The 15739-nt window shown below is 53.1% G+C and carries 13 protein-coding genes; 7 read left to right on the top strand and 6 right to left on the bottom strand.

The genetic code is table 11. The features are described 5' to 3' along the window. The first annotated feature begins 693 nt into the window (after positions 1-693). On the top strand, positions 694-1758 hold the full coding sequence (locus PSH57_RS28105) for a beta family protein (RefSeq protein ID WP_305386853.1): 1065 nt from the start codon (positions 694-696) through the stop codon (positions 1756-1758). Here PSH57_RS28105 and PSH57_RS28100 read toward each other — a convergent pair. Then, entirely contained in the window at positions 1755-2384 is a 630-nt protein-coding gene (locus PSH57_RS28100; RefSeq protein WP_305386852.1) for a sce7726 family protein, read from the bottom strand. The genes PSH57_RS28105 and PSH57_RS28100 overlap by 4 nt on opposite strands. Positions 2385-2948: 564 nt before the next feature. On the opposite strand from PSH57_RS28100, the gene PSH57_RS28095 reads away from it, so the two are divergent. From PSH57_RS28095 to PSH57_RS28075, 5 genes are all read left to right on the top strand, one after another. Next, positions 2949-3212 (top strand): hypothetical protein, encoded by a 264-nt coding sequence (locus PSH57_RS28095; protein ID WP_305386850.1) that lies wholly within the window; start codon positions 2949-2951, stop codon positions 3210-3212. Next, a complete protein-coding gene (locus PSH57_RS28090; protein WP_305386849.1) occupies positions 3209-3961 on the top strand; it encodes a hypothetical protein in 753 nt (250 codons plus the stop codon). The genes PSH57_RS28095 and PSH57_RS28090 overlap by 4 nt, the downstream gene beginning before the upstream one ends. A gap of 101 nt (positions 3962-4062) precedes the next feature. Next, positions 4063-5661: an ATP-dependent nuclease gene (locus tag PSH57_RS28085; protein WP_305386848.1), complete on the top strand. Its 1599-nt coding sequence runs from the start codon at positions 4063-4065 to the stop codon at positions 5659-5661. Further along, on the top strand, positions 5654-6742 hold the full coding sequence (locus PSH57_RS28080) for a UvrD-helicase domain-containing protein (protein ID WP_305386846.1): 1089 nt from the start codon (positions 5654-5656) through the stop codon (positions 6740-6742). The genes PSH57_RS28085 and PSH57_RS28080 overlap by 8 nt, the downstream gene beginning before the upstream one ends. 267 nt (positions 6743-7009) lie before the next feature. Beyond that, positions 7010-7480 carry a GIY-YIG nuclease family protein gene (locus PSH57_RS28075; protein ID WP_305386845.1) on the top strand — a complete coding sequence of 157 codons (471 nt, stop codon included), beginning with the start codon at positions 7010-7012 and terminating at the stop codon, positions 7478-7480. Positions 7481-7896: 416 nt separating this feature from the next. Here the strand turns inward: PSH57_RS28075 and PSH57_RS28070 are convergent, their stop codons facing one another. The 5 genes from PSH57_RS28070 to PSH57_RS28050 all read right to left on the bottom strand — a co-directional run bounded on the left by PSH57_RS28070 (position 7897) and on the right by PSH57_RS28050 (position 14313). Further along, complete coding sequence (locus tag PSH57_RS28070; protein WP_305386843.1) at positions 7897-9012, bottom strand: hypothetical protein; 1116 nt, start codon at positions 9010-9012, stop codon at positions 7897-7899. 54 nt (positions 9013-9066) lie between these two features. Next, the gene (locus PSH57_RS28065; RefSeq protein ID WP_305386842.1) at positions 9067-9867 is read right to left on the bottom strand and encodes an abortive infection family protein; all 801 of its coding nucleotides are present in this window, start codon (positions 9865-9867) and stop codon (positions 9067-9069) included. 180 nt (positions 9868-10047) lie between these two features. Then, the gene (locus PSH57_RS28060) at positions 10048-10896 is read right to left on the bottom strand and encodes a hypothetical protein (RefSeq protein ID WP_305444803.1); all 849 of its coding nucleotides are present in this window, start codon (positions 10894-10896) and stop codon (positions 10048-10050) included. 127 nt (positions 10897-11023) lie between these two features. After that, positions 11024-13354, bottom strand: a complete 2331-nt coding sequence (locus PSH57_RS28055) for a UvrD-helicase domain-containing protein (RefSeq protein WP_305444802.1) — start codon at positions 13352-13354, stop codon at positions 11024-11026. Between the two features lie 2 nt (positions 13355-13356). Continuing rightward, complete coding sequence (locus PSH57_RS28050; protein ID WP_305386838.1) at positions 13357-14313, bottom strand: hypothetical protein; 957 nt, start codon at positions 14311-14313, stop codon at positions 13357-13359. Between the two features lie 144 nt (positions 14314-14457). Between PSH57_RS28050 and PSH57_RS28045 the strand changes: the two genes are divergently transcribed. Further along, entirely contained in the window at positions 14458-15549 is a 1092-nt protein-coding gene (locus PSH57_RS28045) for a TauD/TfdA family dioxygenase (protein WP_305386837.1), read from the top strand. The last annotated feature ends 190 nt before the right edge of the window (positions 15550-15739 follow it).

Below are 15739 nucleotides of genomic sequence, written 5' to 3'. Positions count from 1 at the left end.
CAAACAGGCAGCGTCATCTGTACCAGCCAGGCAAGAGCCTCCAGGGCTTGTGTGTGGTAGGAGGCGAGGATCAGCAAGGCCGCGCCATTCAGATATCTCCCAGCCGCGATGCCTGCCTTCCACGTAGGCTTCACCTTGAGGCCATGCTCACGCTTCAGTCGTTTGATCAGCTACTTCTGAGGCCGCTTTGACAAGGCAGCCAAACGCGAGAGCCCCAGGAACACCACCGCGAGCAACTGCATGTGGTCGCTTAAGTAGCGTTCGCCGGCGCCGAAGCCTTCAGGCAGGAAAGGCGGGGGCCCCGAGAAGGTGGCTGTAACCGTGAGGGTCGCGATCAGCACCCAAACGCTGCCTCGTCATCCTGACCAGTACGTCACCCTCCCTTTTGAGATCCTGGATGGTGACCTCATGATCGGACTGTTTGGTGAACTCCACTACGAGTAACGCACCGACTTATCGGACATAGGCGCACCCCATATCCCAAAACAGCGCATTAAAGCTTTTATTGAGTGGCCAAGTGATATCTTACCAATCTCCACCTGCCGTCCCGCTGGAAGCATGACGTCGGCCAGTGGCAGTGAGCAAAACCGATATGTTCCGCATGTCGACGCTCGCTGATCGCCGGGGCCCTTTACTCGTTATGCAATCAGCGTCACGGCGAAGCCGTTTTTCACAGCATGCAAGGAGTGCAAGATGCAATACGTGGCTTGTTTACGAGTTGGTCAGAATGACGTTAAGGCGCTGATAAATCTGGAAGACCACAGGCGGGACGTCGTAGCTCCGCTGTTGGACATGCGAGGCGACGAGGACAGACACCTACAAACATTCCTGGCGAATTGGACTGAGCATCCTTTTTTTCTGGACGTTTCAAGAGTAGCGAAGGACGTTGCTGAGGCCTTCATTACTACGAATGACCTGCATAATCCTCATGGTGCGTTTGAGAACAAACGTCGATTCTTCTCAGATGTGGCAGGCATCAACCAGAACGTTATACCAGTGGTTTCCTGGGTTGATGATGACCCCCAACGAGCAGTCATCCAAAGTGCACTCGCTCTTCAACGCGATTTCCCACATATAGCTATCAGGGTTACCTGTCCGGAAAACCCGACTGCGACTTCGTGGAACAGATTACTATCAATCCTTGATGCTCTTGAAAGCCCAGACACCGCGACGGTGATTTTGGATTTCGGCGCCACAGCCCCGGCCAATACTGCCTCAGGTTCGGATTTCAATGTATCGCTGCGTCAACTGAATACCTATCAGATACCGAATCTGGTGCTGATGAGCACCTCCTTCCCTATCGATAAGCCGGCCTCAAACACTTCACGTTCCTCCGCCTGTTACGACGTTGCGTGGCAAGCAAGGGTCGATACCAGCGGCATAGCGTCGGATATTGTCTATGGGGATTACGCCGCCACTAATCCAACCGCCTCGATGGAATACATACGAGGCATGCCTGTGCTTCCTTTCGCCTGCTATTACACACCAACAGAATGGTGGCAACGACGCAAAGGTTCGGACAAGGAATTTGTGCGGTACATTGAAATCGCCCAAGAAATCAGAGGGCTGCCGGGTTACCACGGTGATGATTTTTGCTGGGCTACTCGTGAGTACAGCAGAATTGTCGCCACATCTACCGGCTACGGGAACAACGGAACATGGAATGGATACAGGATCAATCAGCATATCTGCGCCATGATCCAGTCCATCGTAGATACTGACGACATCGATGACCTCGATGCCGATGACTTGCTCTAACGGTAACGTTGTTTCAGGCTGACCAATACATGTGACCTGATCACATTCATGGGAAGGGCGTCGCTGAGCTGGCGGCGCACTTCTTTTATGAGGTCGCGACTTTTCGTTGGCACCCCATGCTGGTTCGCGAGTGCATCCAACTCACTACGCCACAAAAACCCCGTAAGGTGGAATTTATCCTGGAGCTTGTTGGGCTTCGCCTTTCGAATCATCGCCATGCCGGAATAGTCATCGACGACGAGTACGCCAACATGCGGCAGACATGACTCAAGAGCCTTTACCAAGTGCTTTGAATGGCAGCATAGCCAGACTTCGTCAAAGCACGCCATATAGGCCCGCTGCTGACCCTCCCAGCGTGTCAAGGTGTCAGCATGGGACTTGATCTCGAAAGCGGTTAGCTTCCCATTAGCATGAACGAGATCGGCGCGTCTGGCCTTATCGATGAAGCACAACTCCTCGATGAAGACGTCACTCTCTTCATGGGGCATCGCTTTCGCGACCCACTGCTTGAGTATTGGGCGGATTTCGGTTGGATTCAACATGCGCGGATTATAGACAGACAGTTGAAGCTTCTCACGCGAAAAAGCATCCGGTCGTCGACGGCCACAAGCCCGTACCTGCATCATGACCATCTTGCCAGAGGCTGGGGATGCGCCCGATAGAAGCTTGGGCCAGTGTTTACTATCCTCACCTGCTCATCCCTGGCCGACCTTACTCCGTCATGCTGCGCACCGCTAGGCATGGAACGCTCGCGCCGAAATTGCTGGACTCATAGTAGCCATTGATTCGAAATTATTTGCCATCATAATGGCACTAGCTGCGGGAAAAGCCCAAAGGTCTGCTTTTGCTCGCTGTAGAAGCCCACTACCTATCCCTCGCTGCCGTTTTTTGCATCTAGGGAATGACATCGAACAAGGACGCTTTATGACTGCAAACCAAGAACTAGCACACGCCCTGCGTATGCGATTCGGCCTTCCACCTACCCAGCCTACAGACTCTCAGCTTGCCAGCATCAAAGCTGCAATCAAGCGGATCAGGGATCTAGGCCGGACAGCCAATCAGACGGATTGGGCTGAAGTGGTTAAGAGCTACTGCCCTGGGTTCGGTGAATGGGTATATAAGGGAGCGGATAACTCAGACCTTAACACGTTGCTCGCGCTGGCACTGGCCGACGCGAGGAGGGGCTAGCCATGGAAGCCAACAACCTGGCGGCGTTCAAAGCCAAGATCGAAAGAATTCTCCATCCGTGGCAATGGAATCCGACTCCAGATCAACTGGCCCGTCTGGCAGCAGATTTTTCTCAAAAGGCCCCTAAAACACAGACACAAGCTTTAATCATCTTTCAACGGCATTTTCCTGCCCACAAATTCTTAGCCCTTGGTGGAGCCGACAATTCGGACTACAACACACTACTAACTTTGGCACTTGCCGATGCCAAGGCAGCCTCAAGATGATCAAAGAGCTAGAGGTAGTTGGGATTCGTGCAAAACTCAGCGAGTTTCGAAGCGATCTAATCACTTCACTACATAGCTTTCTATCTGAAGACAGAACCAACAAGACTAAAAAACGCGATGCTCTTCTAGCCTATCAGAGAAAAGCTACAGCCTACTTCAACAGCGCTGAAACTTTCGTAGGCGATAGCGAACTATTAGGTGCAAGGGAAAGCAAACACTGGGCGCAGGGCTTTGCGGAAGATTGCTTTGCGATACTCGAATCGATACCACAGCACCTAGAGCTTCTTAGAACTGAATTTAAAAACCTTGGACTGAATGATCTTTCCAGCATAGAGCCAACACCAACAGCTTATGCTAACATGCAAAGAATGGTTTGCCTGTACCTTACGCCCGACAGAAAAGAAGCACTTTATAATAAGTTTAAAGACAACCAACTCCCGGTATACGGTTTTCAACAGAAGGCAAAAAACTTTATTATGGTAGATAAAATTTTGGCGTTTGTTTTTGGCGCTATTTTCCTAACTGCCATTCTGGTAATCGCACTATTTGTCCCGTCACCGACAGATTTCCAATACAACGTCTTTAGGACTATTCTAGCCTTGGCAGGCGCAGGTATAGGCGCAGTGATCCCAGGCTTTATGGAAGTTCGCTTCCAAAAATGGCTACGAGCTGGCGGTGCTCTAGCTGTTTTTGCAGTGTTGTACTTCTTCAGTCCTGCAAACTTGGTTGTTCAAGCAACTGTTTCTTGACACTGGTTTTTAAACCTCCTGCAAAGCGCATGGGAACATTAGAGATCCGAAATCAAAACACCACAACTACCATGTCTCCACCCACCACCTAAGGACAGCAGATGATCACGAAGATCAAAATCCAGGGTTATCGGATCTACGGCGACTTCACGCTGCTGCCAAACAAAGATCTCAACATCCTTGTGGGCGGTAATGACGCGGGAAAATCGACCCTGATGGAGGCGATTGGTCTGGCATTAAACGGACGTATCGGTGGCCGCTCCGCTCAGGAGGAGTTAAACCCCTATTGGTTCAACAAAGAGCTCGTTAATCAATTCCTGGAGGACTGCGATTGGGATGATAACCCAGCACTGCCAGAAATCCTGATTGAGCTATTTCTTGAAAATCGACCTGAGCTGCAATTTCTCTGTGGCGCGATCAATAGCGACAGGAAGACAAATGCCTGCCCTGGCATCTCATTCAAGGTCATTCCCAACCCTGAGTATGACGAGGAACTCACCCAATGGCGTATCAACCCCAGCGCGCTGATCCCCGTCGAGTACTACAAGATTGAATGGCGTACCTTTGGGGATGAGGTACTGACTAGGCGCCCCCGGCAGCTCGCCGTTGCGACTATCGATTCCCGTACCGTCCGCTCGACCTCAGGCGTTGACTACCACCTGCGTCAAATCCTAAGTGACCATTTGGAGCCGGTCGAGAAAGCCAAGATCTCCCAGCATTACCGCGAGATCAAAGAGTCCATGACATCTAACTCCCTGGGAGGCGTGAATGATCGCCTCAAGAATATTCGAGCGCCACTGGATAATCAGGTGATGGCCTTGGCCATGGATCAAAGTGCTCAATCCTCCTGGGAAGGGTCGGTCACACCACACGTGGATCATGTGCCGTTCGCCTTGGCTGGCCAGGGACAGCAGGCTTCGATCAAGATTTCGCTGGCCATGCAGCGCTTGTCCGAGCAGACCAGCATCGTGATGATTGAAGAGCCAGAGAATCATCTGTCGCATACGAGCTTGACCACGCTGCTGTCGCGCATCGAGGAGGCTGCAGGTGAGCGTCAACTGTTCATCTCGACCCACAGTGCCTATGTGCTGAATCGCCTCGGCCTGAGCTCCTTGCTCCTCCTGCATCGCGGCAAGGCATCTCACATAGAAACGCTTGATCCGGACACCGTCGGCTATTTCCAAAAGCTCCCAGGCTTCGACACGTTGCGGATGGTGCTGGCTCACAAGCTCGTCCTAGTGGAGGGCCCTTCGGACGAGATTCTGTTTGAGCGATTCTTCAGCGACCTCTACGGTAAGCACCCGATGGAGCTGGGGATTGATGTGATGAGCATGCATGGGCTGACGTTGAGGCGCTGCCTGGAACTGTGTACTGCCATCGATCGCCCAGTTGCAGTGCTTCGAGACAACGATGGGGAAGACCCAGAAATCCTTAAGGAAACCGTCAACGAACTACTAGAAACAGGAAAGCGAGAGCTCTTCATTGGCGCAAAGGAAGCTGGCAGGACATTGGAGCCACAATTGCGGGCGTGCAACAGCGAAGAGTCTCTGCGCAAGATTCTTGGAGTCACTGATCGGGCCAGCCTTGAGAAATGGATGTCGAGAGAGAAAACGGAAGCAGCACTTCTCATCGCCAAATCCAAGGAGGCGATCACTCCGCCACCTTATATGGCAGCGGCAGCGGCGTTCATTCATGGCTAAAAATTACCTGACCCTGGCAGTTGCGGGCGCTCGCAAGACACAAGGCCTAGTGGAGCATTGCAAGGCATTACCAGCCGATCGTAAAGTTCTGCTCATCACATTCGCACAGACCAATCAGATCGAGTTGCGCGAGCGTGTAAGGCGGTACGCCGGCGAGCGACCAGGCTTGGAGGTCTCTGGCTGGTTCAGCTTCCTAATACGTCATTTCGTCAAACCCTTCGTCCCGTTTGCATTTCCCGGCAAGCGCTGCAAGGGCTTCAATTTCGAAGGTGATCCAGGGCGATATGCCAGCGGTGAGAATCGTTTTTTCGATTCGTCGGACAGTGTGTATGGGAAAGAATTAGCACGCTTGGCCCACCAACTGATTGGCCAAAGCGGCGGGGCCTTGATTCAACGCCTCGAATGCCTTTACGACGAAATACTCATCGACGAGGTTCAGGATCTTTCGGGTTACGACTGGGACATCCTGGAGGCGCTGTTCGGCACACGCATTGAGATACGGCTCGTCGGAGATGTCCGTCAGGCAGTCTTGTCCACCAATCCTCGTGGTCAGATGAAGAAAGCCTTTGCCTACTCGAAATCCATTGCATGGTTCAAAAAACAGCAGAAAGCTGGCCGTCTGGAAATCAACTACAGCTCTGTCACGTGGAGGTGCTGCCAGACAATAGCTACCTTTTCCGACACCATCTTTGAGGCGATCTGGGAGTTTCCGAAAACGACCTCACAGAATCACGCGATCACACCCCACGACGGCGTTTTCCTCGTGAAGAAGACTCACGTACGTCAGTACGTTGAGACATTCCAGCCCCAGTGCCTGCGCAACAGCATTCGCTCGGGCACAGAGTTCGACCTCAACTACATGAATTTTGGGGTGTCCAAAGGGCAAACCTTCAACCGCGTGCTGATTTATCCAACCGAACCTATCGGCAAGTTCATCAGCAAAGGGGAGTATCTCTTGCCCCTATCCGCAGCCGATTTTTATGTAGCGGTCACACGGGCCGAGCAAAGCGTGGCGATTGTCTTGGATAAGCCAGGGGCCTCACAGATCCCCTATTGGTATCCAACTGCCGCCGCTGAGTAATTGCATGGACTTGACCACCATTTGCATTTGACTTGACCAGTCGTTTGCGTCGGATTTGACCAGTCCGCTGGCCGACCCTGATCGGCCAAGAGCGGACGTTTTTGGGCTACCCCTCGCTCCGGTAGATATCTGCATGTGACGCTTCGACCTCAGCAAACCTATTCCTGCCGTGCGGCGTAACCCACTTGCAATAGACACGCTCAGTGCGAATCGGGTAGTGTCTCAGACGAATTAGCTTAATCGTTATGCATAATTTGATCCCGGAAAATGAGTGAAGAAATTAGAAATTGGTATATCTATATTTTGAAGCTTGAACTGAACTCATGGTACGTGGGCACAGCTAAGGGGTTGAGATCAAGGCTGCGAAGCCATGGTAAGAAAAGCCCTTACTCTAAATTAAAGAAAAAGGGCGCCGTCGAATATATGGAGAGTGGCCTCACGGGAAAGAGAAAAGCAACTCATTTACATGCAGTTTTTAGATCAATTGGCGATTGTTTCTGGGTTACGGAAATTGAAAATACTATCACCGTAGCCTTGGGGCAAAAGTATGGTTTCGATAAAGTTAGGGGTGGATCTATAATTCAGCCTTGGAATTACGAGCTAAATGATACTGAAGTGAAAAATCTAATTCGACGATTTAGTTGTAGTGATATTAGGTTTAAATATAAGCTAAACGAAATAAATTTAACTCAAGAAAAGCCATTTGTCTTCCCGGTTACTCGGAGAAGGAATGCATAGCAAGGCATTCTCAGTTGAGGCTCGAATTCCCTAGTGATCCCCGACCCACGCAGACTCGGTACGCGAGCGATTGCTCACATCGGCCATAGCAACCTAGGCTGATGCTCGCTCGAATTTAGGGTGTCGGCCTCTCGGGCTGCCAAAAATTGCAGCTGAAGTTATTCAACCCCCCACCGTGGGGACTAGGTCTCACCGCGAACACCTCAGGCACAGCATCCACGTCGCTGATTGCAGCTTGCTGATCACTCGGCAGGTTAATGTACGTCATAACCACAACTTTCCTTGTAAGAGGTCTAGCCACCGCCTCATCTTGGGCTAAAGCCACTGGCAACTTTCCGCCTATCCCTCACCCCAGAAGGTGGCCGTTTGAGATGCCACCGCACGGTGAGGTTATTTAGGTTTACCTGCTCAAAACTTCAGAATGGCCAGCGAAGCCAATCCTCATTGCGCACACCAAACTTAATATTTGACCACTCATCCGTCATTTCACAAACCTTCTTGTAGTGCTCGTGATTCGCTGGGAGATTAGCCGCCATACGCCAAGAAACAAAGCCCTCATCTCCAGCAGCACAAATTAATTTTTGGGTGTAAGTTTGTATTCCGAGCGCCATACCGTCATAAGTTTCTTTATTACCACCAGCCAGTTGATGCTCAAGAGAGGTAGCCTCAATGCTTTGCAGTCTGAAAAGATGAGAGGGGTAATCATCTTCTTGGGTGTCATTCCGCATTGGCCGCTGGAAGCTGAACGCCCAGAACAAGGAAGCTACCATGTAAATACATACGCCAAAATGCACTGAGCGGAGCGCTCCTTCGTCATAGCCAATATACTCCGACTCCGGAAGCAAGCTTTCTCTAAGCTCGACAAGCATGAACTGAAATGCATAAGTATCTGCGATGATTTCACGAGTGTGTGCAGCCAGCCTATCGGCCTCACTCATCGCCTCACCTCCACTCATCGCCTCATGCACAAAGACTTCATCAGTGCTTGATGATGAGGAAGGGGGTGCAGATTTTGAATTTCCGGCTCGTCTGTCCCCGTGCAAATTATGGAGATGTCCTATTTCATGCAACACAAGAAATACAAACAAGCCTTCGGCAAGCATTTCGAAAGCTTTCCTATAATCGTCCTGATAAAGCCACCAATACCTTTCATCCGACCAATCGAATTCAGCGCTCTTAAACCAGTAGCTTAAATTGTTTACCCAGGGCTCGTAGAATTCATCCTCTGGGGATTTCTGACGCCGCTCTGCCCCCACCATCATAGCTGAGGTGCGAAATATAAGATCAAGCATGCCCTTACAAACTAAAACCGCTTGATGACCATGAACAGCTGCGGCTTGGACTTGCACGCTGTCTAATAGATAGAAGCTCGAATCACCCTCTATATATTTCTGACACAGCATTCGACCGAGAAAATCAAACTCAGAATAGATTACATCCTCTTGGATCGAAAGATCGAGAAACGCTTCGCCAGTTTCCGAGAAAATCTGCCGCTTGATGTAATCCTCAACAACATCTTTATAACTTTGCATAACAATCCTTTGCGCAAGTGATATTTCGGGTTTGTGTATTGGAAAAATCAGATCCTACTTATAAGCCTGGTCATTTAGGAACACCATGGCGGATGCTGTCACGTTGAGCGCGTACTTTGCCACATGCTCGGGCACTACCTTCGCCTTTTCTCCTGCTCCGTGGGCAGAGCCAAGCTTGTTACGGAGAGTGCCCACGATCAGCAGTGGCGACTCCCAAAAGCTATCCATTTGAGTCTGCCCCATGATCGTTCTCAAGAGCTTCGAGGTGGTATCGCCCTGGGTATACCCGAAGCCCTTCTGGCCACAAATCACCTTCATCACGCTTTCGTAACTGGAGTTGCACTTGGTGACACAGTCTCCGAATTTCTGGTGCCTGTAGTCCTCTAGCGCAGCCATGAATTCAGCATTGGCATGGCGGAAGGCGGGCTGCCGAAGCAGCTCAAGAGCTGGCTCGATGGCTGTCTCATGAATCACCTGGCTGTCTTTCGGAATCACCTTGGACTCTTCGAGCAACCGAATGGATTGGCCGCCAAAGTCGTCACTCTGCCACGACTCCCAAATCTGCTTGGTGATGAAATAAGGCAGATCGTCAACACTCAAAAATTCATTGAGCCTTTCCACGACCTTCTCTTGCTGGCCGCCCAAGCAACGGTGTGCGTCTGAGTGGACAATGTATTCCACAGCATCGAGAAAGTGAGCGTCACTGCACGTTCGGAGGAACTGCATGGCGTCCTCCACAATTGAGTCAACCTTGGTCTGAGTGAGCGGGACTCGCCCAACTAAATAGGTCAGCTTTCCGTGAAGAAACTCAAGGGTTTCATACAAGCTTCCACCATTTGCGTCGCGCAGCAACATGAGCGTCCGACGCCTGAATCCGTCTGTCAGTGGTTTTCTAGCCACCGACTTGTTTTCCTTCCTTCGAGAAAAAACGTTGAAAATGTTGCCTATCACATAGTCATCCTATTGCCAGGTAAACAGGAGAACAGCCTATTCAAGTTCAAGCCAGCCACTCAAAATCGGGGCCGCGGAGGTCAATCAGGGGATATTGGCACAGATGCTCAGATACGCGCAGCGCCCACAATGCCGGCCCCTGGAAGCAGATCGATCACCTGCAGCAAAACGTTGAGCCATCTTGTAAACGGACGTGCTCGCGGCCTGCTTGGAAGGGCCATCCATCACGTGCTGGTCAGTGATAATGGAGTAGATCTTCGCACTCGGCCTTCGAGAGCCATTGATATCAAGCATCATGGGCCGTAGGTGACTGAGGGTGTACTGGATTCCCGTCTGAGCTCGAATCCAGTGCAGCTGCCCTTTATCGACGAGCATCCAAGGGAGCTCAATGCGCACACCGTTGACTTCGGAAACCATCCCTTCTTCGACGGCACCGCCGACGCTGTTAACCACCACCAGCCCACGCTTGGCGGCAGCAATCGCATCATCCATCAAGCCAGGGTCTTCTGCCCTATCTGGAAGTCCGTGTAACGCCCATGCGGCTTGGAATGCCGTGTTGGGGTCAGTGCCATCCCTCGCCACGGCCAACAGCATGTCCGTAATCGCCCAGCGGGCACGGATCGAGACATCGATTTCCTGCTCGGCAGTGAGCGCTAGCTCATGGCGATAGTGGTACTGGAGGGGACAGCTCATGTAGGCCTGGAACGCCTCATAGCTCACAGTGGGTACCACGGTGCTGCTAGCCAACGGCACCGGCATGATGGGTGCGGGCGGTACCTTCACCCCTGAGCGCTTAACCAGACTCGTGGCAGCAGCGCGATTGAGCGGAACTGGACGTGGCCACCCGCTGATCTCATAGAGATACAGGTAATCACGGGCCCGAGACAGAGCGACGTAGAGCAGGTTATTGCGCTCCACCCGTTCTTCAAACATGAACTCTGATCCAGTGCTGTTCAAAACTTCGGGAGGGATGAGATCTAACCCCCGCACATCGTATGCATAGGGTCGATTGGCGCCGTATGACGCGTCGTCAACATCGGTGACGTGAACTGCTGGGTACTCAAGCCCCCTTGCTGGAATGCACGGTCATAACGCTCACCGCATCCAGGACTCGCGCTTCAGGCGGTAAACCACGATCCCCTAGCTTTTCTCCGATCCTACGGCGTAGCTCCTCGCGAAGTAGGAACTGGGAAAGCCGTGCCTGGCGGATATCTCCGTCACCATTGCGTACGGCATAGACGAACAGCCATGTTGCCAAGCGCTGAGTATGGGCCTGAATGGTTTGATCAGCAGGGTTTGGAAGACCGTAGCGCTGATCGAGCAGTACTTTGGCGACAAAATCCCAAGGCCTTGAATTCCGCTTGAGCCCTCTCAACAGCAACGCCAAATTTGACTTAGCTTGCTGGCCAGCGGGCGAGAGGCCTGGCGTAGGCAGCCATAGCCACCGGCCTCGCTGCATGCTCAATCCTGCGCCTTTGCGGGTCAGGAATATGAGGTGCTCAATATCTTGGGGTGGCATTCGAAACGCTGGCTCAGAGATCAGCCCGACCAGTGAGCGCGGCTGTCGCATGCACAGCAGTTCCATAAGGCACAGCAGCTTCTTTATTTCAGGGCGCTGGCAGACATCGCCGATGTGCAGCACTGGCACATTCAGGTTTTCAAGCGCTTCAACAATTTGCTCAACGTTTGCCGATTTGCGGCTGATCACGACTTGATCCCTGTACGGGACACCCCTCTGCACCAGCCCATCAATGCGCTGAGCGATGGTGACGGCTTGGGAGGGCTTGGAGTCGCATTCATAGAGGGTAGGTATGACCCCGATCGAGGGACGATACGCCGTGACTGGTTCCAGAGGCATCCGGTCATTCAGTGCATGATGGATGCCTGCGCAGGAAAATAGCTCCAAGATCTCAGGGGTGCTTCGCCGATTCAGGTCGAGGGCGTAGCGGCGCACCGTTGCTCCTGGAATGGTGCTCAGGAACGTGGCGTCGAAGTGCATCAAGCTACGGATCGATGCGCCTCGCCAATGGTGGATGGCTTGGCGCACGTCACCAACGACCCAGAACGATTGAGCATTGAGAGCCAATTGCCGAAGGAGGTCGACCATCACCTCGGTGACATCCTGATATTCGTCCACTAGTACGTGCGAGAAATGGTCGATGTACTGAGCAACGCTTGTCCGATCCCGCTTGGCCTGGGATGCAGGGAGGGCAATGAGGTCAACGTAGTCGACCAGATGCTCAGCTCGCATTGCTGTTTCGTAGGCTTCAAACAGGGTGGCGATGTCTTCGCGCTCATTGGCTACATCGGGCTCGCAGGGCGGCAGTGCAGCCAGACGTGCTCGGTAGTCGGCAACCGTGAGGCATTCTTCCTTGAGACGTTTGATATGGCCAAGAACGCCAGGTAACCAATCGTACGGGTTCTGTAGTCTCAGGTAATACTTGAGCCGCACCTTGGGCAGCGTGCTCACCATCAGGCGAACTTGCATCAGCGGATCTGCGAGCCGAACGTCGGACTCCAGTCCGAAAATCTGATGGTATTTGCGAAGGAATTCGAGCCCGAATGCATGGAAAGTTCCGGCCCACACGTCGGCGGCTCCGGCGATGCCAGATACCTTCAGGCGCTCCACCAATTCATGAGCCGCCTTGTTCGTGAAGGTCAGCACCAAGATTTGGCTGGGAGGGATACCGCGCTCGACCAGGTGCTTGATGCGATGGATCAGTGTCGTCGTTTTACCAGTACCCGGCCCGGCAACAACGTTGACGAAGGTTTCGGACGCGGTAGCAGCGTCGTGCTGTCCCTGCGTCATAAGCGGCAGAGGAGGAGGTGGAGCAGGAGGCAATATGGGGAGCAAAATGCCGTCGAATAGCTGAAGACGAACGATCTCCAGCGGTACCTCCAGAGTGACCGCGATGACCGTGGCACCATTACCGCCATGGAACAGTTGGCTTGCGACACCACGGGGTAGCAGAAGCTCACGGGCAAAAACGTTGGCTTGAAGCTCCAAGCGTTCACGAGCACCGTATGCTTCTACCGCCACCGTAGCCTGGCTCCCATAGGAATCCGTCATGCTGGTCAGATGAGCGACCGTCTGTGCGGGGCGATCGCCGTCGAGATACCAGTGACCCAACTCATGGGCGATGAGATAGGCCGTTTCTCCTGGAGACACGTCGTTGCGGATGTAGATAGTTTGAATTTCTCGCTTGAGCACCCCGCTGCCGCCACCCAACTCTGGGTGCCCGAAAGGTAAGCGCTCAATCGCGATTTCGAGCGTGTCCTCAACATGAGCCAAGAGCTCAGAGGAGCTGACGCCACCTAGAGAAGCGGCCAATCCGACCAGGGCTTCTCGGGTTTCGAATGCTTGCCGACGTGCCCGGTCGAACGGATTCACACTTAGCCCTCTAGGTTCAGGAGACGCTCTTGTTCCTCAGCCGGCAGCTGAAGCTCTTTGACTGCGACACTCCACGCCTTGCGTTCCGCTTGCACGGTGGGTTTTCCATCAGTCGCTTTGAAAGCTGGAACGCATTGGGTGGCGAACCGACGCTCCAAGGCTACCGACACAACGTCCAAAGGCTTTTTCAGAACGACGGCCAGCTTCGCCAGGACTCGCGCAGGCGCCAGTACCGAACCACCAAGGATCATGTTGGTCAGGCCGCGTTGCTCACCTAGATCGATCTGAGGAGCGAGAGCACGGGCTTTGACCCCACTGACCCGCTCGATCGCCTTGATAGCCTCTACGACAGCCTCATCACTGGTAATCGAACTAGTCGTTGCCTCACGCACAGCGGCAGCGTGAGGGCAATGGCTCAACGCGTTGGCGAGAAGGAAGTTGGTGAATGATGACAACGAGCGCTCATATTCACCTGCGCGTAAACGCGTTCTCATCACCAGACGCCTGTCAGCCCGGATAATCCAACTCTCCGAATCGGCACCTTCGTAATCATTGGCAGTGCGCTCGTAATCAGTCAGCAGTTCCGAAGGGTCTACTGTCCTTGATTCTTTATCGAACCGGGTCAGCCCGTCCTGCACCAGATCTCGCGCAGCGATCGACAGCGATACCCCACGGCGTTTTGCTACGCGTCTTACCAATTCGTGAAGCGAGACCTTGGTAGTTAAACCAATTTGCAAGCGGGCAGCTTGGGTTCGTTCATCGGTGATTTTGGTAGTAGCGGTAGGTTGCATGGTCGCCTCCAAAGTCTGCTTATCCGCAGGCACTGTGCGTGAGACAGGTGGCATCGCTGACCGTTCGTCAGCTGGAATCAGTTCGACGAGTACGGACATCAAGCCAAGCAGCAGGTGCGGCTCGTCCTTGCCGGTGACCACTACAGGCTGGCCATTAGCCAGAGTCATCTCACACTCAATGCCCTGGGAGGTCTCCCGCAAGTGCATGAATGGCTTAAGGCAGGCTAGGAAACTAGCGCACCCTTGGAGATAATCGGCAGGCTGAAGCTTGGGCATTTTCATAGACGAATTTAGTCGCTGGTGGGATCGTGCGTGATAATCACGCTGACGTACATCACTTTTATATCACTCGCGCGTGTAGGGATACAATTGATCCAGGCAATCTTTACAGAAGCAGTGCGTGTCGCAGTCAGCGAATGGCGAGCGAACGTGACCTATGAGCAAGTGCTTGAGTACCTGGCGCGCCCTGGCGATCTGGGGCGTGAGCTGCAGCCTGCGATCGAACGCGAGCTCAATATCCGGGGGAGCAGCTGTGCAGAGGTGCAAGCCTTTGCATGGGCACAGCCTTGCCTGACGCTGGAGGGTATCTTCCGGCCAGATGACCTACCCGATACCCCCATTGATTTTTGCCCGGTGCCTGAAGCAGAAGGCACGGTCATTGCCCGAGTAACTGCGATCGCGTGCCTTGCGGCTATCAATTCCGCCACGGTTTCCTACGGCTCCGAGAACGGAGGCGACCTGTTCGTTAACTTGGTGGTGTTCCCGCCTGGCCGAGGAAAATACACAGTCAAATCGGCGGACAAGATGAGTGGGCACACGGATGGCGTGACCTTCCCGTTGCGGGGATACCGCGACCCCCTGAATGAACGCATTGCCCCCTCTCCAGACTTCGTGTGCTTGTCGGCCCTGCGTAACCCAAAGCAAGTGCCGACCACGGTTATGCCTCTCGACCACCTTATGGCGCGCTTGAGCGAAGAGCATATTGAGGAGCTCCAGAAGCCTCAGTACATCATCGGTTCACAGCTGACCTTCCGGGATGGAATGGTAGACATCCTGGGCGACGAGCTCGATGTCGATGATGCACAGCTTCTCTTCCAAATGAATGGGAGCTGGTGGATCAGGTTCAGCCACAGCAACACGCAGATTGCTGACATCGGCCACAAATCGGCGCAGGAAGCGATGGACGCCTTGAAGCACGCATGCGCTGATTGCGCGATCGCTGTTCCTTTGCAGCCAGGTGATATCGCCTTGGTGAACAATCGCATTGCGCTACATGGTCGCAGTGAGCCTGGAAGTGAATACGGCGAGCAAACACGCTGGCTGCTACGTACCTACGGGCTAGAAATCACTGAGATCGATCTTAGCCAGTGGCATGAGGGCAGTGACTTCAAGCTATACCCGTAAACCTCAGCGCTTGGGCTATCACAAATGAGCTCGTCCGCTACAAGCCTCTGCAAGTCCGTAACCCAAACCTATTGAGTCGTCGAGCCACCTGCACGATTCTAAGAATCCCCCGGCTTAGCTTCTTCATCTGGAGCCCTCGCCGCAGACACTTAGTGACCACCAGCATCGCTAAATTCTATAAAATGGGAGA

It is taken from the genome of Pseudomonas hefeiensis, from assembly GCF_030687835.1.
Classification (GTDB): domain Bacteria; phylum Pseudomonadota; class Gammaproteobacteria; order Pseudomonadales; family Pseudomonadaceae; genus Aquipseudomonas; species Aquipseudomonas hefeiensis.
The sequence above is the reverse complement of the archived record's forward strand: the minus strand, read 5'-3'. Positions and strand labels throughout refer to the sequence as shown.

Excerpts from the sequence above, each read along its gene's own strand:
- PSH57_RS28080 (WP_305386846.1), top strand. The coding sequence starts at position 5,654 with ATGGCTAAAAATTACCTGACCCTGGCAGTTGCGGGCGCTCGCAAGACA.
- PSH57_RS28095 (WP_305386850.1), top strand. The coding sequence starts at position 2,949 with ATGGAAGCCAACAACCTGGCGGCGTTCAAAGCCAAGATCGAAAGAATT.
- PSH57_RS28060 (WP_305444803.1), bottom strand. The coding sequence starts at position 10,896 with ATGTTTGAAGAACGGGTGGAGCGCAATAACCTGCTCTACGTCGCTCTG.
- PSH57_RS28105 (WP_305386853.1), top strand. The coding sequence starts at position 694 with ATGCAATACGTGGCTTGTTTACGAGTTGGTCAGAATGACGTTAAGGCG.
- PSH57_RS28070 (WP_305386843.1), bottom strand. The coding sequence starts at position 9,012 with ATGCAAAGTTATAAAGATGTTGTTGAGGATTACATCAAGCGGCAGATT.
- PSH57_RS28075 (WP_305386845.1), top strand. The coding sequence starts at position 7,010 with ATGAGTGAAGAAATTAGAAATTGGTATATCTATATTTTGAAGCTTGAA.
- PSH57_RS28090 (WP_305386849.1), top strand. The coding sequence starts at position 3,209 with ATGATCAAAGAGCTAGAGGTAGTTGGGATTCGTGCAAAACTCAGCGAG.
- PSH57_RS28085 (WP_305386848.1), top strand. The coding sequence starts at position 4,063 with ATGATCACGAAGATCAAAATCCAGGGTTATCGGATCTACGGCGACTTC.
- PSH57_RS28100 (WP_305386852.1), bottom strand. The coding sequence starts at position 2,384 with ATGATGCAGGTACGGGCTTGTGGCCGTCGACGACCGGATGCTTTTTCG.
- PSH57_RS28065 (WP_305386842.1), bottom strand. The coding sequence starts at position 9,867 with ATGTTGCTGCGCGACGCAAATGGTGGAAGCTTGTATGAAACCCTTGAG.
- PSH57_RS28050 (WP_305386838.1), bottom strand. The coding sequence starts at position 14,313 with ATGACTCTGGCTAATGGCCAGCCTGTAGTGGTCACCGGCAAGGACGAG.